The following is a 24,361-nucleotide window of genomic DNA, read 5'->3' as shown; positions in this document are numbered from 1 at the left end:
GCGGACATGGCGAACCTGGTCCTGCGGGGCGCCAAACTAGCCGACGGCACCGGCGCCGACCCCGTCGCGGAGGGCGTCGTGGTGGTCGAGGGCGAGCGGATCGCCCAGGTCGGTGGGAGGGCTCCCTCCGGCCCGGAGCTGGATCTCGGCGGCATGACGGTCGTTCCCGGCCTGATCGACGCCCACGCCCACCTGACCCTCGTCGACGTGGCCGACTTGAGCGGACTCCGTGTCCCTGTGGCGGTGACGGCGGCCCGGATCTTCCATGTCTGTGACGTGGCGCTGGACGCGGGCTTCACGACCGTGCGGGACGCGGGCGGCGCCGACGGCGGACTGGCCACGGCGACGGCAGCCGGTCTGGTGAGGGGCCCTCGGATCCTCCCGTCGGGCCCCATCCTGTGCCAGTCGGGCGGCCACGGCGACCTCCGTGATCCGTTCGATCACCACGGGCGCGACGACGGCCTGCCCGGCCTCGTCCAGCTCTCTATGAGGATCGACGGCGCGGACGGCGCCCGGCGGGCGGCGCGCGAAGCGTTCCGTCGGGGCGCCACGCAGCTGAAGGTGGCGGTATCGGGAGGCGTGGTGTCCGAGACCGACCGCATCGAGGACACCCAGCTCACGGTCGACGAGCTGCGGGCGGTGGTCGCCGAGGCCGACGCCCGGGACACCTACGTGCTGGCGCACGCCCACAACGTCGGGGGGATCCGCAACGGGCTGGCGGCGGGCGTTCGCAGCTTCGAGCATGCCAGCCTGCTCGACGAGGACACAGCCAACGAGATCGCCGTCGCCGGTGCGTACGTAGTGCCCACGCTCGCCGTGCTCCACGTCATGCCGAGAGAGTGGGAGGACTGGGGTCTGTCCGAGGCCATGCTGTCGCGGCTCGAGGGACTGGAGGAAGCCATGGGCCGGTCGGTGAAGCTCGCTGCCGCTGCCGGCGTACCGCTCGGATCGGGGTCCGATCTGCTCGGGCCCGAGCAACGGCATCGAGGCCTCGAGCTGACTCTCAAGTCGCGGCTTCTCGGGCCGATGGCAGCACTGGTATCGGCCACCCGCACCAACGGCGAGCTGCTCCAGCGCGAGGACGACATCGGCACCGTCACCGACGGCAAGCTCGCCGACCTCGTCGTCTTCGACGGCGATCCCCTGCAGGACCCGGAGCTGTTCGATCAGCCCGAACGCGTCGTCCTCGTCATCCAGGGCGGGAAGGTGGTCAAGGACCTGCGGGCCTGACGGTCGAGGGCGCCGGGGGGGCAGCGGGCACCAGGAGCTCCTCGAGCAGATGGCCGTACTGGATCAGATGACGGTCGCCCATGAACTGATCGAGGACTCGCTGGCGCGCCGCACGGCCCAGCCGCTGCCGCTCGCCCGGGTCGTGCAGCAGGCTGTCGACGATGGCGCCGAAGGTGACCAGATCGGTCGGGTCGGCGAGGAGGCGACCGCTCTCACCGTCGACGATCTGGTCGTTGATACCGCCCACGGCGCTGGCCACGACGGCCCGCGCCTTCCACATGGCCTCGGCGACCGTCAGACCGAAGCCCTCGACGAGGCTCTTCTGGACCACGACTGCGGCGTGGCGCTGGAGGGCGTTCACCATGGCGGCGTTGGCCTCCACGTCATCCATGGGGAGCCGAACCAGGCGGATCCGCCGACGCTGGTCGGGGCGAAGCCGGCGCCAGCCCTCGAGGCATTCGCTGTAGACCGCAAGGGCCTCCGGGTCGTCGGCGACGCCCTTGGCCTCGGGGCCGGCAAGGACCAGGTTGGCCCCGCTCTCGCCGCCGACATGGTCGGCGAAGCCGCACATCACCCCGAACATGTCCTTCAGCCGATCCCACCGTGAGATCTGCGCGACGACGGGCGCGTCGGGGTCGAGCCGCCCTCCTTCCGAGACGATGTCGGCGACGCCGGTCACGGTGCCAGGCAACCCGTCCCGGTGCATGAACTCGGGCGGCACCTCGGCCGCGGACTCGGTCAGCAGTCCGATCCGGGCGAGGATCGACCGCACGGCGCCGGGCGCGAGCTCCTGGTTCTTGGCCGAGAAGGGATCGATGGACGGGGGGATGACGTGGACGCGGCCTCCGTCCAGCCACGCCGGCGGATACGTGGCCCGCGAGAAGATGAAGGCGTCGGCGTCTTCGAGGTAGGGCGCCAGGAACTCCCAGGCGCGGACGACGAACGGGTTGTCCCGGTCGTCCGCTCCCACGTGGCAGCGCCAGATCACGACGGCCCCGGCCCGCTTCATCGCTGCGATCAACCCCGTCGTCTGCGGATCGTGGAGGATGACGACGTCGCCGGGGCGCACGCGGGCGGTCAGGTCACCTTCGTTGTCAGCGAGGTTCTGCTCGTAGATCCGGTGCTCCGCAGCACCCAGGTCGCCGCCGTCGCCGGGAACGCCGTGCAGCCAGTTGTGGAGACGCTTGGTGACGGCGAAGAAATCGGGCACGCCATGGATCACCAGCCACCGCGTGTCGACGCCGCCCCCACGGGCGTAGGCGAGGAGCACCTCGAGCATCTCGGCGACGCCGCCGCCCTGGGCGGTCGAGTTGACGTTCCAGACCGTCCGGCCCGCCAGCACCCGGTTGGTCCTCTCGGCTTGGGCGGCCAGCTGTGTGATCCGCTTCTCGCCGAGCAGAACGGCCGCCGTGTCGAGCTGTACGGGCTCGATGAGAACCTCTTGCATGGTGGACACCTTTACCCCGGGATGGTCTCCGCTCACGGGGCGCGGGGCGGAACCCACGTGATTTGACGGAGAAACGGATGTTTTCGTGACTTCCATCCCCTCCACCTCCCGCCCCGCCGCCATGTTGCCCCTTCCAGGGCAGCATGCGGGGGATTTCGACCCGCCAGCGCCGACTGCGGTCAGGTGGCGAGGAAGACGGCGGCCCTCCAGACGCCCGTGAGCGGCACGGCGCTGAGGGCGGTGCCTGCTCGCACAAGCCAGTCGAGGGTGCTGTCGTGGTCCTGCTCGGCCGGGACCATGATCACCAGGCCTCGTCGAGGATGGTCCTGACGGACGCGCCAACCCGCGGGCGGCTCGACCCCGAGGGAGCGGAGCCGGGCGACGGCGCGGGGCCCGGCGGCGTGCTGCACACCGATCGACACCGGGTCCCGCCGTTCACCCCGCCACTTGCCCGGCATCCACGTGCAGATCGGCACGGGGGGGCCGCTGGCCGAGAAAAGCCCGAAGAGCGACGACTCCGGGGGCACCTCGGTGTCCTCGTCGATGCGGGGATGGAAGTTGATCCACCCGCGGCGGGCGCCAGCGACGAGATCCATGCGGGCCAGGATCTCGGCCGGAGCGTCGGGCTGGAACTCCACTGACTCGGGCGGACGTGTCACTGCCACCAGTGTGGACCGAGCACGACCTCGGCCATGAGCGCGAGCGGAGATCACGCCAGTCCGAGCACGCGAGCGGCGGCGAAGATGGCGATGGCCAAGAGCACGGCCATGGCGACCGTGCACAGCAACTCGTAGCCGCGGCGGCGCAGGCCGAGGACGCCGAGGATCTGGGCCAGCACCAGGGCCACGACGAACACGGCGATCATCGGCGAGCACGGCCGGCCCGGGAGGCCGCCCCGGAACCGACGCGCCGCCCCGCCGACCGCGCCGGACGGGGGAACCCCAGGCGCGAGGCGGGACGGCTGATCAACGGGTGGGGCCGGCGGCCACGCTCTCGGGGCTTTCGGGCTGGGCGACCTTGGCCTCGACGTAGGCGTCGGCGCTGGCCGTGCCGAGCATGGGTCCATCGCCCGCGGGGTCGATGATCCCCCTCTCGGCCCAGGTGTAGCGGCCTGTCAGCACGGCTTGGGCGGCGGCGTAGTTGTCCGAGTCGTCGTTGCGCCACAGGTCGTGGAAGAGCCGGTCGACGCGGCGCCGGGCGCCCTTGCAGAACAAGTCGGCCAGCTCGACGGCGCTGTCAGCCTCCACCTCGCCGTCGTCGGTCAGCATCTTGGCGCGTACACAAGCTGCGCTCATGGCGAACAGCTCGGCCCCGATGTCGACGATGCGACCGAGGAATCCCTGCTTGCGTTCGAGCTTGCCCTGCCAGCGGGACATCCCGTAGAAGGTCGAGCGGGCGAGCTTGCGGCTGGAGCGCTCGACGAAGCGAAGGTGGGTCCCCAGCTCGCCGAACTCCGCGTAGCTGCGAGGGGACTGGCCCTGCCCGATAGCGAGCTGCGGCAGCCACCTGCCGTAGAAGGCGCCGGCCTTGGCCGCCGTCTTCGCCTTGGTCCGAGCGTCGACCTCAGGGTCGATGATGGCGCCGGCCACGGCGAGGTGCTGGTCGACGGCCTCCCGGGCGATCAAGAGCTTCATGATCTCCGAGGAGCCCTCGAAGATCCGGCAGATGCGGAGGTCTCGGAGGACCTGCTCGGCCGGGACCGGCTTCTCGCCACGGGCCTCGAGGGACGCCGCCGTCTCGTATCCTCGGCCTCCCCGGATCTGCACCATCTCGTCAGCCACCTGCCAGGCCATCTCCGAGCAGTACAGCTTGGCCAGGGCGGCCTCGATGCGGATGTCGTGCTGCTCGGCGTCGGCCATCAGGCTGGACAGCTCGACCACTGCTTCCTGGGCGAAGGTCACGCCGGCCATGAAGGCGATCTTCTCCGCCACGGCCTCGTGCTTGCCGATCGGCATGCCCCACTGCACGCGTTCGTTCGCCCACTCGCGCACGATCTTGAGGGACAGCTTCGAGGAGGCGGCGCACGTGGCGGGGAGGGACAGGCGCCCGGTGTTGAGCGTCTGCAGGGCGACCTTCAACCCACGGCCCTCGCCGCCGACGACGTCGTCGACCGGGACGCGCACGTTCTCGAAGCGGGTCACTCCGTTCTCGATGCCACGGAGCCCCATGAACTGGTTGCGGTGCAGCACCTTCACCCCAGGTGCGTGGGCGTCGACGATGAAGGCGGTGATGCCACCGCGATGCCCCTCGGAGCGGGGGACGGTTGCCATGACGACCAGCAGATCGGCGATGACGCCGTTCGTCGTCCACAGCTTCTGGCCGTTGATGAGATAGGCCGAGCCGTCCTCGGTGGGGACGGCGCTGCAATGCATGCGGGCGGGATCGCTCCCCACGTCGGGCTCGGTGAGCAGAAATGCGCTGATCTGGTCGCGGGCCACACGGGGCAGGTACTTGCGCTTCTGCTCGGGCGTGCCGAACAGCTTGAGCGGCTGGGGCACCCCGATCGACTGGTGGGCGCTGAGCAGCGTGCTGATCGCCGAGTGGTAGGTGACCGCCATGGCGAGGGCGCGGTTGTAGTAGACGTAGGAGAGCCCCAGGCCTCCGTACTCCTCGTCGATCTTCATGCCCAGGGCGCCCAGGTCGCAGAGACCCTTGATGACGCTCTCGGGGATCTTGGCGTCGCGCTCGATGACGGCGGGGTCGACCTCCTCTCGGAGGAAGGTCTCCAGCCGGGCCAGGAAGGCCTCGCCCTTGGCCCGGTCCTCGGCTGACGGACGCGGATGTGGGTGGATCATCTCCAGCTTGAAATGGCCCAGGAACAGCTCCTTGGCGAAGCTGGGCTGGTCCCACTCCTGCTGCCTGGCGGCCTCGGCGACATCGCGGGACTGCTTCTCGGTGACGGCTCGAGTGTTCAAGGCCTTGAACCTCCTCGATTCGGGCGACGAACGAGCCTGGCAGGCCTTCGCCACGGTCTTGTACCCGCCCTGGTCGGCACCCATGTCGGGCCTGTCCATATTGCCAGCTGCACCGGCGGACGGCGGCATCTCCCGGTCGTAGCATTGGGTCATGACCACAGAATCGTCGGGCCAACCGCCGTCCGAGCAGCACCACGATCAGGAGGAGGCCCCGCGCTGGCGGGGCATCAACCACCTGGCGCTGATCACCGACGACATGGACGCGACCGTGCGCTTCTACGACGGGGTGCTCGGCGCCCGACTGGTGGCCGACCTGGGCAACCGCTCGTTCCGGCACTACTTCTTCGAGTTCGGGGCCGGCAACACGGTCGCGTTCTTCGAGTACCAGGGAGTGGAGCTGGCGACGTTCGCCAAGCCGGCAGGGGTTCCCGATCCCCGGGCGGTCCAGTTCGACCATCTGTCCTTCAACCTGCCCGACGAGACCGCCCTGCTCGCCCTCCGGGACCGGCTGAAGGCCGCCGGCTGCGAGGTGACGGATCTGGTGGATCACGGCTTCCTGCGTTCTATCTACTTCACCGACCCGAACGGGATCGCCCTCGAGGCCTCGTACTGGGTGACCGACCCGACGGGGCGGCCCGCCGACTACGCCGACGAGGGGCTCTTCGCCGACCCTGACCCCGTCCCCGCCGTGCGCGAGCTGCGGTCCGAGGGTCGGGTGCGATCGGTTCCCTCGACCCGCCTGGCCTGAGCCCGCCCGGGGCTGGCCCGGGGCGGGCGAAGCCGCCAGGAGGCCGGTCCGGCGGCGAGGCCTGCCACTAACGTGAGGCCCCGTCGCTGCCGAGGTCGGAGGATCGTGATGGAGGAAGGCACCACCGTGGCCGTGAGGGGCCCCGACGAGGCGCCGGCGGCCCATCCGCTCGACCCGCTCACCTCGGCGGAGATCGCCACGGCCTGCGCCATCGTGACCGAAGGCCGCGGCCTCGTGGGGGACGTGAGGTTCCCCTGGGTCACCCTCCACGAGCCGCCGAAGGACGTCGTCGCGGGGCACCGGCCCGGCGACCACATCGATCGCCAGGCCGAGGTGGCGGTGTCTGAGCGGATGACGGGAGCGGTGCACGAGGCCGTGGTGTCGATCACCCGGTCGACTGTCCTCTCGTGGCGCTCGGTGCCCGGTGCCGTCACCCCGCTGCTGGTGGACGAGCTGGTCTTCGCTTTCCAGGCCGTGAAGGCCGACGCCCGTTGGCAGGAGGCCATGCGGCGACGCGGCGTCACCGACTTCGAGCTGGTCCAGGTCGACCCGTGGCCGGCGGGGAACTTCGGTATCGCGTCAGAGGCGGGCCGGCGTCTCGTGCGCTGCGTCTCCTACGTACGAACCCACGCCGCCGACAACGGCTACGCCCGACCGGTGGAAGGGCTCGTCGCCGTGGTCGACCTCGCCACCGCCGAGGTGATCGAGCTCGTCGATCGGGAGGTCGTTCCGGTCCCCGAGGCCGCCGGCAACTACGACCCGGCGTCGGTGGGCGAGCAACGCAGCGGCCTCCGACCCCTCGTCATCACCCAGCCAGAGGGGCCGAGCTTCGAGGTCGAAGGATCCGAGATCCGCTGGCAGCGATGGCGCCTGCGGGTGTCGGTCCATCCCATCGAGGGCGTCGTGCTCCATACCGTCGGCTACGAGGATGGAGGGCGCGTCCGGCCAATCCTCCACCGGGCCTCGGTCGCCGAGATGGTCGTTCCGTACGGCGACACCGCCACCAACCACTGGTGGAAGAACGCCTTCGACGTGGGCGAGTGGGGACTGGGCAAGATGATGCAGAGCCTCACACTCGGATGCGACTGCCTCGGCGAGATCCGCTACCTCGACGCCGTTGTCAGTGACGATCGGGGCGGCGCCCGCACGATCTCCAACGCCGTCTGCCTCCACGAGGAGGACTATGGGATCCTCTGGAAGCACGTCGACCTCTGGAGCGGTGCCTCCGAGGTGCGCCGGTCCCGGCGGATGGTGATCTCCTTCATCGCCACCGTGGGCAACTACGAGTACGGCTTCTACTGGTACCTCTACCTCGACGGCACCATCCAGCTCGAGGTGAAGCTGACGGGCATCATCCAGACGTCGGCTCGCGAGCCTGGCGTCCTCCCTGCCTGCGGCGAGGTCGTGGGCCCGGAGCTGTACGCGCCCAACCATCAGCACCTGCTGTGCGCCCGACTCGACTTCGACGTGGACGGCCGCTCGAACTCGGTCTACGAGCTGGACGCGGTCAGCCTTCCGGCCGGCCGGGACAATCCGGAGGGGACAGCCTTCGGCTCTCGGGCAACGCTGCTCACCTCCGAGGCCGAGGCCCAGCGCATGATCGATCCCCTCGCCGCTCGCTGCTGGAAGGTCGTGAACCCGTCCTCGCTCAACGGCCTCGGCCAGCCCGTCGGCTACAAGCTGGTGCCCGGCCAGTCGACCTGCCTGTTGGCCTCGCCGTCGTCCAGCGTCGGTCGCCGGGCCGCCTTCGCCTCGAAGAGCCTGTGGGTGACCCCGTTCGATCCTGGCGAGCGGCGCCCGGCAGGGGACTACCCGAACCAGAGCAGCGGCGGCGACGGGCTCCCGGCGTGGACGGCAGCTGACCGTCCGCTTGTCGACACCGACGTGGTGCTCTGGCACACGTTCGGCCTTACCCATGTGCCCCGACCCGAGGACTGGCCCGTCACTCCGGTCGACTACGCCGGTTTCGTCCTGAAGCCTGCCGGGTTCTTCGACCGCAACCCGGCGCTCGATGTTCCTCCGACGACGAACGGACACTGCTCCAACGCGTGAGCGCGTTTCACATCTGGTCGAAAGTGGGCGTCGCGGGTAAGGCAGATGCGGCCTCTTTCGACCAGAGGTGGAACGAGAGAGATGGAAGCGCCCGCGGCCGGCCGGCTCGCCGCGGGCGGGCCACCCTGCCACTCGGTCCGTAGACTCGGGTCGATGCCTACCGGCGGCGACAGCGACGCCCGGGTGGATCGCGTCCTCACCATCCCCAATGCTGTCACCGCGGCCCGCCTCGCCGCCGTCCCGGTGTTCCTGTGGCTGTTGTTCGGTGAGCAGGACCGCCTGGCTGCGGCGGTCGTGCTGGCGGTGCTGGGCGCCACCGATTGGATCGATGGTTGGCTGGCCCGGCGGCTCGGTCAGGTGTCCACGCTGGGCAAGGTGCTGGACCCGGTGGCCGACCGCGTCCTGCTGGGCGTGGGCGTGACCGCCATCATGGTCGACGGGTCCGTGCCGCTGTGGCTGGGTGCCACCGTGCTGGCGCGCGAGGCGCTGGTCTCGGCGGCGGTCGTGACCCTCGCTGCCCTGGGTGCGGCGCGGATCGACGTGGTGTGGGTGGGCAAGGCCGGCACCTTCGGGATGATGTGCGCCTTCCCGCTGTTCCTGGTGGCCGGCTCCTCGGCGTCCTGGCGTGGCGCCGCACACGTCGCCGCGTGGGTCTTCGCCATCCCTGCCCTGGCCCTGTCGTGGTACGCAGCGGGCACCTATATCCCGCTCGCTCGGGGTGCGCTCGCTCGAGGACGACCCGGGAGGTCGTCCCGAGGGAAGCGACGACCCGGGAGGTCGTCCCGAGGGAGCGCTCGGGTAGGGTCGAGACCGTGAAGGCGGTCATCATGGCGGGCGGAGAGGGGACGCGTCTGCGCCCGCTGACCTCCAACCAGCCCAAGCCGATGCTGCCCATGGTGAACCGCCCGATGATGGAACACATCGTCGGGCTGCTCAGGGAGCACGGCTTCGACGACATCGTCGTGACCGTGGCCTTCTTGGCCAACGCCGTGCGGACCTACTTCGGCGATGGTTCCGAGTTCGGCGTCAGGATGGTCTACGCCACCGAGGAGACGCCGCTGGGCACCGCCGGCTCGGTGCTCAACGCCAGGGACGAGCTCGACGAGCGCTTTCTCGTGATCTCCGGAGACGTGCTCACCGACATCGACCTCTCGGCGATCATGGCGTTCCACGAGGAGCGGCGGGCCCTGGCCACCATCGGCCTGAAGGCCATGGAGAACCCCCTCGAGTTCGGCATCGTCATCACCAACGAGGACGGGTCCATCGATCGTTTCCTGGAGAAGCCCACCTGGGGTCAGGTGTTCAGCGACACGGTCAACACCGGGATCTACGTGCTCGAGCCGGAGGTGTTCGAGTTCATCGAGTCGGGCCGGCCGGTCGACTTCTCGGGGGAGGTGTTCCCGGCGCTGCTGGCGGCGGGCGAGCCACTCTACGGCTACGTCGCCGATGGGTACTGGGAAGACGTCGGCAACACCGAGGCCTATGTCCGGGCCCACCAGGACGTGCTCGACCGCAAAGTGGTCATCGACGTCCCCGGCTTCTCCATGCGGTCGGGCGTCTGGATCGGCGAAGGGGCCGAGGTGCACCCGTCGGCTCAAATCGACGGCCCCGTGGTGATCGGCGACTACTGCCGCATCGGCCCGGGCGCCCATGTCAGCGACCACACGGTGCTCGGCGGCAACGTGCTCGTCGGACCGGACGCGTCCCTCCAGCGGGCCATCGTCCACGACAACTCGTACCTGGGGCAGGGCGTGAGCCTGCGGGGGTGCGTTCTGGGCCGGGCCAACGACCTCCGGCAGGGGGTGCGTTGTGAGGAAGGGGTGGTGCTGGGCGACGAGTGCTTCGTCGGTGAGCAGGCGGTCATCAACCCGGGGGTGAAGGTCTACCCGTCGAAGACAGTGGAGGCCGGGGCCACGGTCAGCTCCTCGATCGTGTGGGAGTCGCGGGGGACCCGGAGCCTCTTCGGGCGGGTGGGCGTGACCGGCCTGGCCAACGTGGACATCAGCCCCCAGCTCGCCGTCAGGGTGGCCATGGCCTATGCCACCACCCTCAAGCGGGGCAGCACCGTGACGACCTCGCGCGACTCGAGCCGAGCAGCCCGGATGCTCAAGCGGGCGATCATGGTTGGCCTCAACGCGGCTGGTGTGAACGCCGACGACCTGGAGGTCGCCACGCTTCCGGTGACCCGGTTCCAGGTGCGGCGAGGAGCGAGCCAGGGCGGCATCAGCGTGCGACTGTCTCCCGGCGACCCCCAGGCGGTGGTGATCCGGTTCTTCGACGACGCCGGGGTCGACATCGACGAGACGACCCAGCGCAAGATCGAGCGCATCGTGCACCGCGAGGACTTCCGCCGGGTGCCGGCGGCCGAGATCGGCGATCTCGGATTTCCGCCCAGGACCCTCGAGTTCTACACCGCCGCCCTGATGGACAGCATCGACCTCGAAGCCGTGCGGTCGGCCCGGTTCAAGCTGGTGGTCGACTACGCCTACGGCACGGCGAGCTTCGTGATGCCGAACGTTCTGGCCCGGCTGGGAGCTGACGTGCTCGCCCTCGACCCGTACGCTTCGACCGAAGGCGCGGTGGGCTTCGATCGGGAGACGCACGCCCGTCAGGTGAGCCAGATGGTGCAGAGCTCGGGGGCCCATCTCGGCGCCGTGATCTTCCCCGATGGCGAGCGACTGGTGATCGTCGACGACGCCGGCCACGTGCTGAGCGACGATGAGGCGCTGCTGGCGCTGCTGCGGCTGGTGGTGACCAGTCATGATCGACCCCGCGTGGCGCTTCCGGTCGTCGCCAGCCGGGCCGCCGAGGCCATCTGCGCCGAGGCAGGGGCCGAGATCGTCTGGACGAAGACCTCCACCGCCCACCTCATGGAGGTCGCCGCCTCGGAGCAGGTCGACTTCGCCGGCGGGCGCGAGAGCGGGTTCGCCTTCCCGGCCTTCCTCCCCGCCTACGACGCCGCCGCCACGCTGGTCAACCTGCTGGCCATGCTGGCGGGTGGCGGGATTCGACTCTCGAAGGTGGTCGGCCAGTCCTCGCCCGTCCACCTGGCCCACCAGCGGGTGATCACCCCCTGGGAGCAGAAGGGGCTGGTGATGCGGACGCTGGTGGAGAACCTGAAGGACCGGGAGCTGGTGCTCGTGGACGGGGTGAAGGTGCTGGAGGACGACGGGTGGGCCCTGGTCCTTCCCGACCCCGAGCAGCCCGTCACCCACGTGTGGGCCGAGGGACCGGACGATCGGGCCGCCTCGACGCGAGCCGCCGAGTACGCATCGCTCGTGCGCGAGCTGCTTCGGTAGCGACGGCGGTGGTCGGCGCTCGGGAGACCCGCCCCCGCCAGGGAGGCGGGTCGGCGGACGGGGCAGGTCGCGTATCGGGTAGCTTCCTGCCATGAACGTGCCCGACGGCCTCCGCTACACCTCCGACCACGAGTGGGCCCGCCTCGAGGACGGCAGGGTGCGGGTCGGGATCACCGACTACGCCCAGGACGCGCTGGGTGACGTGGTGTTCGTCCAGCTCCCCGAGCAAGGGGCCACCGTCGAGGGATCGGCGGTCTTCAGCGAGGTCGAGTCGACGAAGTCGGTCTCGGACATCTACGCGCCCCTGGCCGGCGTGGTCGTCGAGGTCAACACGGAGCTCGCCGATGCTCCGCAGCGCGTCAACGAGGACCCGTATGGCGAGGGGTGGATCTGCGTGATCGAGCCGCGGGACGCCGACGAGCTCGCCGCCCTCCTCGACGCCGAGGCCTATCGTCAGCTGATCTCGAGCTAGCCCGATCACCACCCGGTGAGCGCCGGACCGTCAAGGAGTACGGTTGACTTCGATGTTCTGCAACAACTGCGGTCACCGCAACCCACCCGACGCCAAGTTCTGCTCGTCGTGCGGAGCGGTGCTGCCCGGGTCCGCCGACGACACGACGGTGTCGTTCCTGCCCGTCGAGGGTGGCGGAGAGGTGGCCGAGGAGGAGGTTGGTGTCACCCTCCCGGAGCTGCCTCAGGGCACGGGCATGCTCGTGGTCAAGCGCGGTCCCAACGCCGGCTCGAAGTTCATGCTGGATACAGACGTCACCCGGGCCGGACGTCATCCCGAGAGCGACATCTTCCTCGATGACATCACCGTGTCCCGTCGTCACGCCGAGTTCGCCCGTCGTGAGCGGGGCTATCTCGTACGCGACGTGGGCTCGCTCAACGGCACGTACCTGAACCGGGAGCGCATCGAAGAGGCCGAGCTCGCCAGCGGAGACGAGGTCCAGATCGGTAAGTTCAAGCTCGTCTATTTGGCGGGAGCAGCGGAAGGGTAGGGGGGTCGGCTTGGCGGAGCGGACGTATCTGTCGATCGGGGACGTGCTGTCCTTGCTGAAGGACGAGTTTCCCGACATCACCATCTCCAAGATCAGGTTCCTCGAGAGCCAGGGTCTCCTCGACCCCGAGCGCACGCCGTCCGGGTACCGGAAGTTCTACGAGGAAGACGTCGACCGGCTTCGATGGATCCTCCGCCAGCAGCGCGAGAACTTCCTGCCGCTCAAGGTCATCAAGGGCCGTCTGGTCGGCACCGGCGGCACGACCGAAGGCCCGCCCCCCGATCCAGAGGCTCCTGATCTCGGCACGGCCGGCGCCGGTGCCGTGGTTGGCGTGGTCCGCACGGCCAGCAGCTCGCGATCCGCGGCTGGTGCCGCCGCCGTGGCGCCCACCGTCCGGCCCCCTCGGGCCGGGACACCAGGTACGCCGGCTCAGGCGCCTGGTCGGCGCCCAGAGGGGGCTGCGGGCGGCGCTCGCCTCGACGAGGCCCCAGAGCGCGGTCGGGGTGATCCGGCCAAGGGTTCGGACGACCTGGATCCGGAGGCGCCGGGCGGCGAGGCGCAGGCCCGGGAGTCGACCGCCCAGACGTCGACCCTGTCGCCAGCGCCGGCGCCCGCCGGTTCCCGGAGCAGGGTCGGGGTCGCTTCGCAGCCGCGGGGCGGTCGCCTCGGCGCCGCCAGCGTGCCGGCGGCAGGAGCGCGAGCGCCGGGCGGTTCACCGAGCCGCTCGGCGCCGCCAGCGGCCGGCCGGGGAGGCCGCCCCGAGGACACCCCCGGCGGAGCAGGCGGGCCGGAGGAGACCGCCGGCGCCGGTGGTCGGCGGGAAGAGGGAGGCAGCCGGCGGCCGGCCGCCCAGGTAGGGACGGCCGAGGAGGAAGGCGGCGGTCCGCTGTCGATCGGCCTGTCGGGCGTGAACCTCACCGCCGAGGAGCTGTCGGACGCGAGTGGCCTCAGCGCGGATGAGCTCGGCGAGCTGGAGCGCTACGGCCTGCTCGTCGGGCGGCCGATCGGTGACACGACCTACTTCGACGAGGAGAACTTGACGGTCGCCCGCCTGGCGGCGGGCTTTCGTCGCTTCGGTATCGAGGCCCGACATCTGCGCATGTACCGCACGGCGGCCGACCGTGAGGCATCCTTCTTCGAGCAGATCGTCATGCCGCTGCTCAAGCAGCGCAATCCCGCGGCCAGACGGCGCGCCGTGGAGACCCTGGCTGAGCTGACGCACCTGGGCCAAGGGCTTCGTGGCTCCCTCCTGCGGACCGCCCTCAAGGACAACACCGGGGGGTGAGAGCGGCATCGGCCCGGGTCCTCATAGACAGCGACGAGCTGCGGACCCGGGTGGCCGGTCTCGGGGCAGAGCTGTCGGCGGCCTACCCACGAGGCGTGGTGCTGGTGGCGGTGCTCAAGGGCAGCGTGTGCTTTCTGGCCGACCTGGTGCGCTGGGTCACCGTGTCGTGTCAGGTCGACTTCCTCGCCATCTCGTCGTACGCAGAGGGGACCGGGCGGGTGCGCATCGTGAAGGACCTCGACACGGACATCTCCGGCCAGGAGGTGGTGCTGGTCGAGGACATCGTCGACACCGGCCTCACGCTCACCTACATCCTCGGCGAGCTCGAGCGGCGCGGCCCGCGTTCACTCGAGGTGTGCGCCCTGTTGGACAAGGCCGCCCGCCGGATCGTGCCGACTCCGATCCGATTCGTCGGCTTCGCCATCGATGACGAGTTCGTGCTCGGTTACGGCCTCGACTACGCCGAGCGCTATCGCAACCTCGACAGGGTGGTGGCCGGCGACCTCGCAGCACTGCGGGTCGAGCCAGATGCGCATGTGAAAGAGCTGTTCTCACGCTAAGTTGCTCGTATGGTCGAGGTGCACTTGGCAGCTGTGCGGGTTGACCTCCAGTCGAACACGCCGGTCGTGCTGCTCCAGGAGACCGAAGGCGCCAGGCGCACCCTCCCGATCTTCATCGGGGCGCCCGAGGCCACGGCGATCGCCTTCGCCCTGCAGGGGGTGACCACCCCCCGACCGATGACCCACGACCTGATGAGGGACATGCTGGCCGCGCTGGGCGCCAGCGTGGAGCGGGTCGTGATCACCGAGCTGAGATCGGCGACCTACTACGCCGAGCTCCAGCTGCGGATGGGCGACCAGAGCCCCACGGTGTCCAGCCGTCCCTCTGACGCCATCGCCCTGGCCGCCCGCCTCGGGACGTCTCTGTACGTCGCCGACGACCTCCTCGACGCCGAGGGCGTGGTCCTCCAGACCGAGGACGAGGACGACGAGCCGGCCAATCCGGAGGAGCTGGTGGGCGAGTTCCGCCAGTTCCTGCAGAACATCCGGCCCGAGGACTTCAGCTCCTAGACACGACGCCGGGGGGAGGTGGTGGACGGCCCCGTCGGCGGCCGTGCAGCCGCCCACGTTGACGCCTTGGAGGCCGAAGCGTAACCTCTCACAACGACGTAACTACGTCGGTGTGAGTGCCACGAGACGAGCCGGCGTCCCGGACGGGTGGAGATCTGGCCACAGGTCCCACTCATGCGGGTCGGCCGAGCCTGGAGGCAGATTGCTATGGCAGAGGACGGGTACCGGGGGCCGCAGGTCTGTTCGATCGTCGGCATCACCTACCGCCAGCTCGACTACTGGGCCCGAACCGACCTGCTGCGGCCCTCCATCTCGGAGGCCCGGGGGAGCGGGACCCAGCGGCGGTACTCGTACCGGGACCTGCTCGAGCTGAAGGTGATCAAGCAGCTGCTGGATGCCGGCGTGTCCCTCCAGTCGACCCGCCGCGCCATCCAGTGCCTCCGGGAGAACCTGGGCGCAGACGTCGCCTCGGCGAACCTTGTCCTCGGGGGATCGGACTCGCTGCTCGCCCACTCGGGCGAGCAGGTCGTCGACCTGCTGAAGGGGGGCCAGGGGGTTCTCAACATCGTTCCCCTGGCCGGTGTCAAGCAGGCGATCGACGCCGCCATCCTGCGGCTGGCGCCCGAGAGCGAGGGGTCCGGTCAGCACGGGAGCGAGACCACCGAGCCGTCCGAGCCGTCCGAGCCGGCCAGGTCGGCGGTCGGCCAAGGGGGGTAGGCACACTGGACGAAGGCGGCCTCCCCCACGAGAGCGTCCGCTTCGCCCACAACTCGGAGCGGCAGTTCGCCAAGCTCCTCGACTTCTACGGGATCGCCTGGGAGTACGAGCCGGTCGAGTTCACTCTGGAGCGGGACAGCAATGGTGCGCCGGCCGCCGCGCTGCGGCCCGACTTCTATCTGCCCGCCTACGACCTGTACATCGAGATCACCACCCTCAACCAGCGGCTGGTGACCAAGAAGAACGCCAAGGTGCGACGGCTCCGCCAGCTCCACCCTGAGGTGAAGATCAAGATCTTCTACCAGCGCGACTACCTCAACCTCCTGGTCAAATACGGACTGGAGGAGCCGTCACAGCTGGCCGACGCCGGCCTCGACACAGTCGAGCCCCGCCCTCTTTCTTTCGAGCCCGAAGACGACTGAGGCCGGCCCAGGAGGCGGGCCCGGAGGGCTGTCATCGGCTGGCCACGCCTTGGGGAGGCCGTAGGCTGGCGCCTGTGACGACCCAGCGCTCGCCGTTGGCTGCCGCCCATGAGTCGCTCGGCGCGCGGTTCGTCGACTTCGGCGGATGGGAGATGCCGATCTCCTATCCTTCGGGAACGGTGTCGGAGCATCGGGCGTGCCGGAGCGCGGCCGTCGCTTTCGACGTCAGCCACCTGGGCACGGTGCGAGTCGAAGGGCGTGACGCCTTCGAGCGGCTGCAGCGCAGCCTGACCAACGACCTGCGCCGCATCGGCCCCGGGCGCGCGCAGTACACCCATCTGCTCGACGAGGCCGACGGCTCGGTGATCGACGACATCATCGTCTGGTGGGTCTCGCCGACCCGCTTCGACGTGATGCCCAACGCCTCCAACACCGCCAGCGTGAGGAGCGCCCTGGGTGGTCCCGACGTCACTCACGAACGGGCCGTGATCGCCATCCAGGGTCCGACCGCCCGCGAGCAGGTGGCGTCGGTGAGCCCTGTGGCGGCGACAGTCTCGCGCTTCGGTGTCGCCCGCTTCGACTGGGAGGGCGTCGACTGCGTGGCTGCCGGGACCGGTTACACGGGCGAGGACGGCGTCGAGTGCGCCGTGCCGGTCGCCCGGGCTGAGGCCTTCTGGTGGGCCGTCCTGGACCAGGGCGTCGTCCCGGCCGGGCTCGGTGCGCGCGACACCCTCCGGCTGGAGGCGGGGCTGCCCCTCCACGGTCACGAGCTGGGTCCGGGGATCACACCCCTCCAGGCGGGGCTGGGCTGGGTGGTCGGGTGGGACAAGGGCCCGTTCCGGGGGCGGGAGGCCCTCGAGGCCGAGCGCCGCCGGGGGATCGCCCGCCGGCTCCGAGGTCTGATCACCGAGAGCCGCCAGCCTCCTCGGGAGGGCAACGACGTGCGCCATGGTGGCCGCCGGCTGGGCCGGGTGACGAGCGGGAACTTCTCTCCGGTGCTCGAACGGGGGATCGGGATGGCCCTGCTGGCGCCGGACGTGGATCCCGGCGCGGGAGTGACGATCGACGTGCGCGGTCGACCGATCGACGCCAGCGTCGTCACGCTGCCCTTCGTCGGTCCCCGCGCCACCGCGAGAAAGGGTGGGTGAGCCAGTGCACTACGTTCCCCACACCGACGCCGAGATCGAGGCCATGCTGGCGGCGCTGGGCCTGACGTCGGTGGAGGAGCTGTTCGCTTCCGTCCCCCAGGCCCTCCGCCTGGCCGGGGGCCTCGATCTGCCAGCGGGACTCGGAGAGCCCGACGTGGTGGCTCGGCTCGAAGAGCTGGCCGGCCGCAACCAGGTAGGCGGACGGGACCTGGTCTGCTTCGCCGGGGCGGGCGCCTACGACCACGAGGTGCCGGCGGTGACCCGGTCCCTCGCTGGCCGGGCTGAGTTCGTCACCGCCTACACGCCGTACCAGCCCGAGGTGGCCCAAGGGGTGCTCCAGGCCCTCTTCGAGTTCCAGACCATGATCGCCCGTCTGGCCGGGGTCGGCGTCGCCAACGCCTCGTTGTACGACGGCGCCAGCGCCACCGTCGAGGCGGTGAACCTGGCGACGTCGTCCACCCGTCGATCGACGGTGTGGATCTCCCAGGGCGTCCATCCGCACTGGCGCCAGGTCGTGAGGACGTTCGCCGCCGGCGAGGGTCGCGACGTCGTCGAGATCCCCCTCCACGAAGGGCTCACGGCATGGCCCGACGAGCCGCAGGACGTCGGCGCCGTCGTCACCGCCTATCCCAACTACCTGGGCTGCCTGGAGGACGTGGACCGGGCTCGCCAGCTCGCTGACCGCGCCGGCGCGCCGCTCGTCGTGGCCTTCGACCCGGTGGCGGCCGGATTGCTGCGCTCGCCGGGCTCGTGGGGCGCCGACGTGGTCGTGGGCGAGGGTCAGGCGTTCGGCACGGCGCTCAATTTCGGTGGTCCCTACCTGGGGCTCTTCGCCTGCACCGAGGAGCACCTTCGCCGCCTACCCGGGCGGCTGGTGGGCGAGACGGTGGACACGGAGCGGCGCAGGGCCTACGTCACCACCCTGCGGACCAGGGAGCAGGACATCCGCAGGGAGCGGGCGTCGTCGAACGTCTGCACCAACCAGACATTGATGGCCGTGACGGCGGCGATCCAGCTCGGCTGGTTGGGCACGCGTGGACTGGCCGAGGTGGCCCTGCGCTGCGCCCGAGGCGCGCGCTACTGCCGGGAAGCGCTCCTCGCCGTCGACGGCGTCGAGCCCCTCGTCCCGGCGCCCGTCCTGCGGGAGTTCGCCGTCCGGGCCCCGGTCGACGGCGAGGTGCTCGTCGAACGGCTGGCCGAGGAGGGCTTTCTGGCCGGGGTGCCGCTCGGCCCCGGTCTCGAGGCCAGTGGGTGCGACGGGGGCCTGCTCGTGGCGGTCACCGAGCGCCGGACAAGGGACGAGATCGACGCCTTCGCGGCCGCCTTCGACAAGGCGGTGCGGTGATGGACCGAGACGGCATGGGCGCCGCCACCAACGCCGCCGGGGGGCGGGCGTCGAGCGCACCGCTCATGGGCCGGGACTCGGAGCCGACCATCTTCGAGCTCTCGCAGCCCGGTCGGCGGTCGTGGTCCCTGCGCACCACGGGTCTGCCGGAGTGGACAGCTCAGGAGCTGGTGCCGGCGGCGCACCTGCGGACCGAGCCCGTCGAGGTGGCCGAGGTGTCCGAGCGTGACCTCGTGGCCCACTTCACCCGGCTGTCGCACCGGCAGTACGCGGTGGACGTCGGGGCCTACCCCCTGGGCTCGTGCACGATGAAGTACAACCCCAAGGTGTGCGACGAGGTCGCCGGCCTCGCCGGCCTGACCGGAGCCCACCCCGCCGCTCCCGCGTCGCTGGTGCAGGGGTGGCTGGAGCTGTTGGTCGCCCTCGAGGAGGCCCTGTGCGAGGTGACGGGGATGGCTGCGGCCACCCTGCAGCCGGCGGCGGGCGCCGCCGGCGAGCTCACCGGGTTGATGCTGATGCGGGCCTGGCACGGGGCGCGGGACGGGTCACGGCGGCGACGGGTGATCATCCCCGACTCCGCCCACGGGACGAACCCGGCGTCGGTCACCCTCGGGGGCTACGAAGTGACGACGGTGGCCTCCGACGCCAGGGGTTGTGTCGACGTGGGCGCGCTCGGGGCCGTCCTCGACGAGACGGTGGCGGGCATCATGCTCACCAACCCGAACACCCTCGGGCTGTTCGAGGAGGACATCGCCAGCATCGCCGCCGCCGTGCACGACGTCGGTGGATTGCTCTACTACGACGGGGCCAACCTCAACGCCATCCTCGGTGTGGCCCGCCCCGGCGACATGGGCTTCGACATCGTGCACATGAACCTGCACAAGACCTTCGCCACCCCTCACGGCGGTGGGGGACCGGGCGCAGGGCCGGTGGCGGTGTCGGAGCGGCTGGCGCCCTTCCTGCCCGGACCGCGCCCCGTGCGTCGGCCCGGTGACCGGGAGGACCAGGCCGACCGGTACGGGTGGGAGATGCCGGAGCGGTCCATCGGCAGGGTGCATTCCTGGCACGGCAACGCCGTGGTCCTGGCCCGCGCCTACGCCTACATCCTGGCCAACGGCGGTGACGGCCTACGGCGCGTGGCCGACGCCGCCGTGCTCAACGCCAACTGGCTGCGTCAGCGCCTGCGAGGCTCCTACGACATCCCCTACGACCGGCCCAACATGCACGAGCTCGTGATCTCGGCTGCCAACCTGAAGCGGCGCAGCGGCGTCAAGGCCATCGACGTGGCCAAGCGGCTGCTGGAGGAGGGCTTCCACTCCCCGACGGTGTACTTCCCGCTCACCGTCGAGGAGGCCCTCATGATCGAGCCGACCGAGACCGAGAGCCCGCAGACGCTCGAAGCCTTGGCTCACGCCCTCGAGATCATCGCCGCCGAGGCACTGGGTGGCGATGCCGGCCCGGCCAAGGCGGCGCCGCGGACCACGCCGGTCAGCCGGGTCGACGAGGCCAGGGCGGCTCGCCAGCTGGTTCCCACCTGGGACGCCCGTAGCTGAGCACGGCACACTTGCGAGGGTCGGCGCCCTCGGCGGCCGCCGGGGCGGGGCTGGCAGCGCGTTATGGTCGGCGCACGTAGGCCGAGAGAGGAGCTCACATGGCCTCGAACGTCGACGTCAGCCTCGGAAGCTGGTTCGCCCGGCGGGCCGCGCTGACGCCGGACCGTCGGGCGCTGACATTCGAGGGGACAACGCGCACCTACGCCCAGTTCCTCGACCGTCTCGACCGATTGGCGGCCGGTCTGCGCGCCGGCGGTGTCTGCCATGGCGACCGGGTCGGTTTCCTCGGTCTCAACCAGCCGGCATTCTTCGAGACCATGCTCGCCGCGTCCCGCCTGGGGGCGAGCTTCGTGCCGTTGAACTTCCGCCTGACGGGGCCGGAGCTGGCGTACATCATCGGCGACGCCGGGATCCACACCCTGGTGGTCGACGACCCGCACCGAGCAGTGGTCGACTCGATGCGTCCTGATCTGTCGGTGCGGCGCTACCTGGGGGCTGACGACACGGTCGCCGACGGGTGGGAGCCGCTCGAAAGGGTGATCGCGGGCCACCGCCCGATCTCGGCCACGGAGCCGATCGGCGCCGACGAGGTGGCCCTCATCATGTACACCTCGGGCACGACCGGACTACCCAAGGGGGCCATGCTCACACACGGCAACCTCTGGTGGAACAACGTCAATGCGCTCCACACCCTGGACATCGTGCAGGACGACGTCACCCTCGTCGTCGCGCCGCTGTTCCACATCGGCGGCCTGAACGTCACCACCCTCGTCACATGGCAGAAGGGCGGAGAGGTGGTGCTCCACCGCAGCTTCGACCCTGACGGCTGCCTCGAGGCCATCGCCAGCCAGGGCATCACGACCGTGTTCGCCGTGCCGGCCATGCTCATGTTCATGAGCCAGCACCCGCGGTTCGGCGAGGCCGATCTCACCAGCCTGCGGATGGTGGTCTGTGGGGGAGCGCCGGTGCCCGAGGCGCTCATCAAGATCTACAACGGCGTGGGCGTACCCATCAACCAGGGCTACGGCTTGACCGAGACGGCGCCCCTGGTGACGTTCCTCACGTCGGAGTTCGCCTTGGCGAAGGTGGGCTCGGCGGGCCAGCCTCCGTTGTTCACCGAGGTGCGACTGGCGGGCGGGGAGGGCGGCGCGGTGGCCGAGCCCCTGGCCCGCGGCGAGGTGTGCGTGCGGGGCCCCAACGTCATGAAGGGGTACTGGAACCAGCCCGAGGCCACGGCGGCCGCCGTCGACGGCGAGGGCTGGTTCCACACCGGTGATCTCGGCTACCTCGACGAGGACGGGTTTCTCTACATCGTCGATCGGGTGAAGGACATGGTGCTCACCGGCGGCGAGAACGTGTATCCGGCGGAGGTGGAGGGGGCGCTCTTCCAGCATCCCGCCGTCGCCGACGTGGCGGTCGTGGGTGTGCCCGACGAGCGTTGGGGTGAGGCCGTGGTGGCGGTCGCCGTGGTCAAGGACGACGCGTCCCTGACGCTGGAGGACCTGCGAGACGTCGCCGGCCGCTCGCTCGCCCGCTACAAGCTGCCCACTCGCTTGCACGTGGTCGACGCCTTGCCTCGCAACCCCGCGGGCAAGGTCCTCAAGTTCGAGCTTCGGGCACAACTTGGAGCGCAACCGAGTGGCGAGGAGAGCTGAGTGACAATGCGCGTCGGGCTGTTCATCGCCACCGTCAATCCCGTCGCAACACCCGAGTTCCTGGCCGCGGCGGCGGCAGGGGCCGAGGAAGGTGGCTTCTCGTCAGTGTGGGTGGGCGAGCACGCCGTGCTCGTCGACGAGTACGAGTCGCGATATCCATACGCTGACGACGGCAAGATCCCCCTCGTCGGAGAGACCGGGCTGCTCGAGCCGTTCGACACGCTGTCGTTCCTCGCCGGGGTGACATCCACGGTGCGGCTGGGCACCGCGGTGTGCCTGCTTCCCCAGCGCAATCCCGTCTACACGGCCAAGGACGCATCGACGGTCGACTGGCTGTCCGGGGGTCGCTTCGACTTCGGCATTGGTATCGGCTGGCTGCGCGACGAGTTCGAGGCCGTGGCCGCGCCCTTCGAGCACCGGGCTGAGCGGTGCCGGGAGTACGTCGAGGTCATGCGCCGCCTGTGGTGCGACGATCCTTCCGAGTACCAGGGGAGGTTCTATTCCCTCCCTCGCTGCCGGATGTTCCCGAAGCCGGTGCAGCAGCCGCACCCGCCGCTGTACTTCGGGGGCGAGAGCGATGCCGCCCTACGCCGGGTGGCCGACCTCGGCCACGGCTGGCACGGGTTCAACCTCGGCCCCGAGGAGACCGCCGAGCGCGTGTCGAGTCTCGAGCGCCTCCTCGAGGAGCGGGGCCGCACGCTGGCCGACGTCGACGTGACGGTCTCGTCCTATCTCAAGCCGGTGGAGCCGAAGAGCCTCGCCGCCTACCGGGACGCCGGGGTCGACCAGCTTGTGCTCCCCGCCTTCGCGACCGACAGCGAGAAGCTGCGCGCCCTCGTGGCCGGGCTGTCCGAGCGGTTCGTGGAGCCGGCGGGGGAGCTGTAGCTACCCGAGCAGGTCGGGTTGCTCCCGCACGATGCGGTCGTAGAGCGGCTGGAAGCTGAACCAACCGGCGATGTTCGAGCCCACCTGACTGGAGGTGAGCCGGGCCATGTCCTCGTCGATCAGCACCGGCTTGCCCGCCGCCTCAGCGAGGAGCTGAGCCTGGCACGAGCGCTCCATGGTGATGAACCACCAGGCCGCCTCGTCGACGGACTGGCCGACCGTCAGCAGGCCGTGGTTGCGCAGGATGACGGCTTTGGCGTCGGCCAGGGAGTGGGCGAGGCGCTTGCCCTCCTCGACGTCGAGCACGACACCGGTGTAGTCGTCGAACAGGGCGTGGTCTCCGTAGAAGGCGCAGACGTCCTGGGTGATCGGGTCCAGCGTGCGTCCGAGCGCCGACCACGACTTGCCGTAGATCGAGTGGGCGTGGGCGGCGGCCACCACGTCGGGGCGGGCGGCGTGGACCTGGGAGTGGATGGCGAAGGCGGCGGTGTTGACGGCGTAGTCACCCTCGACCACCTCGCCCTGGTCGTTCACCAGGATGAGGTCGCTGACTCGGATGTGGCCGAAGTGGACACCGAAGGGGTTCACCCAGAAATGATCGAGACGCTCCGGATCCCGCGCCGTGATGTGGCCGGCGACCCCCTCGTCGAAGCCGAACCGCGAGAACAAGCGGAACGCGGCCGCGAGGCGCTGCTTGCGGTGCAGCCGCTCGTCCTCGACGGACTCGAACTGGGGCGGCAGCGGGAGACCCGGCATCTGGACACCTCCGCGAGAGGAATGTGACGATTCGATCCTAACGGCTCGGTTCGACAGCGGTGTTGCTGAGCGCGTTTGTCGGGCGCCGCAGCCCAGCTGGTACGTTCTCGGCCAAACGGCCCGGCAGGGGGAGTCCCTTCCGGGTCACCGAAGGAGCAGACCTGAGCACGGATCGCCCGAGGGGACCCGCCGGCTGGGCCGAGCCACGCTCGGCTCGCTGGGGCGACGCCGGGTCCACGCCGGGCACCGGGGCGCAGGCGGAGGCCCTCGACGAGGACCGACCGGCGAGAGAGGCTGTCCTCGCCCACTGGGGGCTGCGCGTGGCCTCGTACCTGGTCGACTTCGTGGCCCCGTTCCTGGCCGCCGCCATCCTCGTCAGGGTGTGGGCCCCGGCCGGGGTCATCGCCTACGTGGCCGTCGTAGCCTTCGTAATTTGGAACCTGGTCGTCCAGGGCATAACGGGACAGACCGCCGGCAAGCGCTTCGTCGGCACCAGGCTGGTGCGACAGGACGACGGCGAGGTGGTGGGCCCGTGGCTGTCGATCGTTCGCTACATCGCCCACATCGTGGACGTCCTGCCGCTGTACGCCGGCTTCCTGTGGCCGCTGTGGGACCACAAGCGCCAGACGTTCTCCGACAAGATCTGCCACACGGTCGTCATCGTCGCCTGAGTCGCCTGATTCGACGGAGTCGCCTGAGTCGCCGGAATGAAAGCCGGGCCCTCCTGGCGGCGCCGAGGGGCCCCACGTGGCCCTGAGCGACCGGGGAGGGGGCTCCCGAGAGGAGCCGTCCCGACAGCCCTCCCGCTGTCTAGCTCAGCAACTTTACATAAC

Annotated in this window: 23 protein-coding genes; 18 read left to right on the top strand and 5 right to left on the bottom strand. The window is 70.2% G+C overall.

The features are described 5' to 3' along the window. The first annotated feature begins 6 nt into the window (after positions 1–6). Positions 7–1,230 carry an amidohydrolase family protein gene (locus VH112_14055; protein ID HEX4541360.1) on the top strand — a complete coding sequence of 408 codons (1,224 nt, stop codon included), beginning with the start codon at positions 7–9 and terminating at the stop codon, positions 1,228–1,230. On the opposite strand, the gene VH112_14050 is transcribed toward VH112_14055, so the two are convergent. The 4 genes from VH112_14050 to VH112_14035 form a co-directional block, all read right to left on the bottom strand. Continuing rightward, complete coding sequence (locus VH112_14050; protein ID HEX4541359.1) at positions 1,211–2,677, bottom strand: glycosyltransferase; 1,467 nt, start codon at positions 2,675–2,677, stop codon at positions 1,211–1,213. The genes VH112_14055 and VH112_14050 overlap by 20 nt on opposite strands. 179 nt (positions 2,678–2,856) lie before the next feature. Beyond that, a complete protein-coding gene (locus tag VH112_14045) occupies positions 2,857–3,342 on the bottom strand; it encodes a hypothetical protein (GenBank protein ID HEX4541358.1) in 486 nt (161 codons plus the stop codon). Positions 3,343–3,386: 44 nt separating this feature from the next. Beyond that, entirely contained in the window at positions 3,387–3,542 is a 156-nt protein-coding gene (locus tag VH112_14040) for a hypothetical protein (GenBank protein ID HEX4541357.1), read from the bottom strand. Positions 3,543–3,642: 100 nt separating this feature from the next. Then, a complete protein-coding gene (locus VH112_14035; GenBank protein ID HEX4541356.1) occupies positions 3,643–5,745 on the bottom strand; it encodes an acyl-CoA dehydrogenase family protein in 2,103 nt (700 codons plus the stop codon). On the opposite strand from VH112_14035, the gene VH112_14030 reads away from it, so the two are divergent. The 16 genes from VH112_14030 (at position 5,744) to VH112_13955 (ending at position 22,772) form a co-directional block, all read left to right on the top strand. Then, entirely contained in the window at positions 5,744–6,340 is a 597-nt protein-coding gene (locus tag VH112_14030; GenBank protein ID HEX4541355.1) for a VOC family protein, read from the top strand. The genes VH112_14035 and VH112_14030 overlap by 2 nt on opposite strands. A gap of 108 nt (positions 6,341–6,448) precedes the next feature. Then, the gene (locus VH112_14025) at positions 6,449–8,392 is read left to right on the top strand and encodes a primary-amine oxidase (GenBank protein ID HEX4541354.1); all 1,944 of its coding nucleotides are present in this window, start codon (positions 6,449–6,451) and stop codon (positions 8,390–8,392) included. A 153-nt stretch (positions 8,393–8,545) separates the two neighbouring features. Further along, entirely contained in the window at positions 8,546–9,208 is a 663-nt protein-coding gene (locus VH112_14020) for a CDP-alcohol phosphatidyltransferase family protein (protein ID HEX4541353.1), read from the top strand. After that, positions 9,205–11,691: a sugar phosphate nucleotidyltransferase gene (locus tag VH112_14015; protein ID HEX4541352.1), complete on the top strand. Its 2,487-nt coding sequence runs from the start codon at positions 9,205–9,207 to the stop codon at positions 11,689–11,691. The genes VH112_14020 and VH112_14015 overlap by 4 nt, the downstream gene beginning before the upstream one ends. 91 nt (positions 11,692–11,782) lie before the next feature. Further along, entirely contained in the window at positions 11,783–12,163 is a 381-nt protein-coding gene (gene gcvH, locus VH112_14010) for a glycine cleavage system protein GcvH (protein ID HEX4541351.1), read from the top strand. A 52-nt stretch (positions 12,164–12,215) separates the two neighbouring features. Continuing rightward, positions 12,216–12,692 carry an FHA domain-containing protein gene (locus VH112_14005; GenBank protein ID HEX4541350.1) on the top strand — a complete coding sequence of 159 codons (477 nt, stop codon included), beginning with the start codon at positions 12,216–12,218 and terminating at the stop codon, positions 12,690–12,692. A 10-nt stretch (positions 12,693–12,702) separates the two neighbouring features. Continuing rightward, positions 12,703–13,977 (top strand): MerR family transcriptional regulator, encoded by a 1,275-nt coding sequence (locus VH112_14000; protein ID HEX4541349.1) that lies wholly within the window; start codon positions 12,703–12,705, stop codon positions 13,975–13,977. Next, the gene (gene hpt, locus VH112_13995; protein HEX4541348.1) at positions 13,974–14,537 is read left to right on the top strand and encodes a hypoxanthine phosphoribosyltransferase; all 564 of its coding nucleotides are present in this window, start codon (positions 13,974–13,976) and stop codon (positions 14,535–14,537) included. The genes VH112_14000 and hpt overlap by 4 nt, the downstream gene beginning before the upstream one ends. 9 nt (positions 14,538–14,546) lie before the next feature. Beyond that, the gene (locus VH112_13990; GenBank protein HEX4541347.1) at positions 14,547–15,047 is read left to right on the top strand and encodes a bifunctional nuclease family protein; all 501 of its coding nucleotides are present in this window, start codon (positions 14,547–14,549) and stop codon (positions 15,045–15,047) included. 207 nt (positions 15,048–15,254) lie between these two features. Beyond that, entirely contained in the window at positions 15,255–15,764 is a 510-nt protein-coding gene (locus VH112_13985; protein ID HEX4541346.1) for a MerR family transcriptional regulator, read from the top strand. 230 nt (positions 15,765–15,994) lie between these two features. Further along, positions 15,995–16,186 carry a hypothetical protein gene (locus tag VH112_13980; GenBank protein HEX4541345.1) on the top strand — a complete coding sequence of 64 codons (192 nt, stop codon included), beginning with the start codon at positions 15,995–15,997 and terminating at the stop codon, positions 16,184–16,186. 74 nt (positions 16,187–16,260) lie between these two features. Continuing rightward, on the top strand, positions 16,261–17,334 hold the full coding sequence (gene gcvT, locus VH112_13975) for a glycine cleavage system aminomethyltransferase GcvT (protein HEX4541344.1): 1,074 nt from the start codon (positions 16,261–16,263) through the stop codon (positions 17,332–17,334). After that, on the top strand, positions 17,327–18,679 hold the full coding sequence (gene gcvPA / locus VH112_13970; protein HEX4541343.1) for an aminomethyl-transferring glycine dehydrogenase subunit GcvPA: 1,353 nt from the start codon (positions 17,327–17,329) through the stop codon (positions 18,677–18,679). Before gcvT ends, gcvPA begins: the two co-directional genes overlap by 8 nt. After that, positions 18,679–20,232: an aminomethyl-transferring glycine dehydrogenase subunit GcvPB gene (gene gcvPB, locus VH112_13965; GenBank protein HEX4541342.1), complete on the top strand. Its 1,554-nt coding sequence runs from the start codon at positions 18,679–18,681 to the stop codon at positions 20,230–20,232. The genes gcvPA and gcvPB overlap by 1 nt, the downstream gene beginning before the upstream one ends. Positions 20,233–20,330: 98 nt before the next feature. Continuing rightward, entirely contained in the window at positions 20,331–21,887 is a 1,557-nt protein-coding gene (locus tag VH112_13960) for a long-chain fatty acid--CoA ligase (GenBank protein ID HEX4541341.1), read from the top strand. A 6-nt stretch (positions 21,888–21,893) separates the two neighbouring features. Next, on the top strand, positions 21,894–22,772 hold the full coding sequence (locus VH112_13955; protein ID HEX4541340.1) for an LLM class F420-dependent oxidoreductase: 879 nt from the start codon (positions 21,894–21,896) through the stop codon (positions 22,770–22,772). Here the strand turns inward: VH112_13955 and VH112_13950 are convergent, their stop codons facing one another. Beyond that, positions 22,773–23,528, bottom strand: a complete 756-nt coding sequence (locus tag VH112_13950; GenBank protein ID HEX4541339.1) for a class II aldolase/adducin family protein — start codon at positions 23,526–23,528, stop codon at positions 22,773–22,775. Between the two features lie 59 nt (positions 23,529–23,587). On the opposite strand from VH112_13950, the gene VH112_13945 reads away from it, so the two are divergent. Continuing rightward, positions 23,588–24,199, top strand: coding sequence for an RDD family protein (locus VH112_13945; GenBank protein ID HEX4541338.1), 612 nt, complete (start codon positions 23,588–23,590; stop codon positions 24,197–24,199). Positions 24,200–24,361: the final 162 nt, after the last annotated feature.

The organism is Acidimicrobiales bacterium (assembly GCA_036270875.1).
Taxonomy (GTDB): domain Bacteria; phylum Actinomycetota; class Acidimicrobiia; order Acidimicrobiales; family AC-9; genus AC-9.
This window is presented reverse-complemented; position numbering and strand designations above follow the sequence as displayed.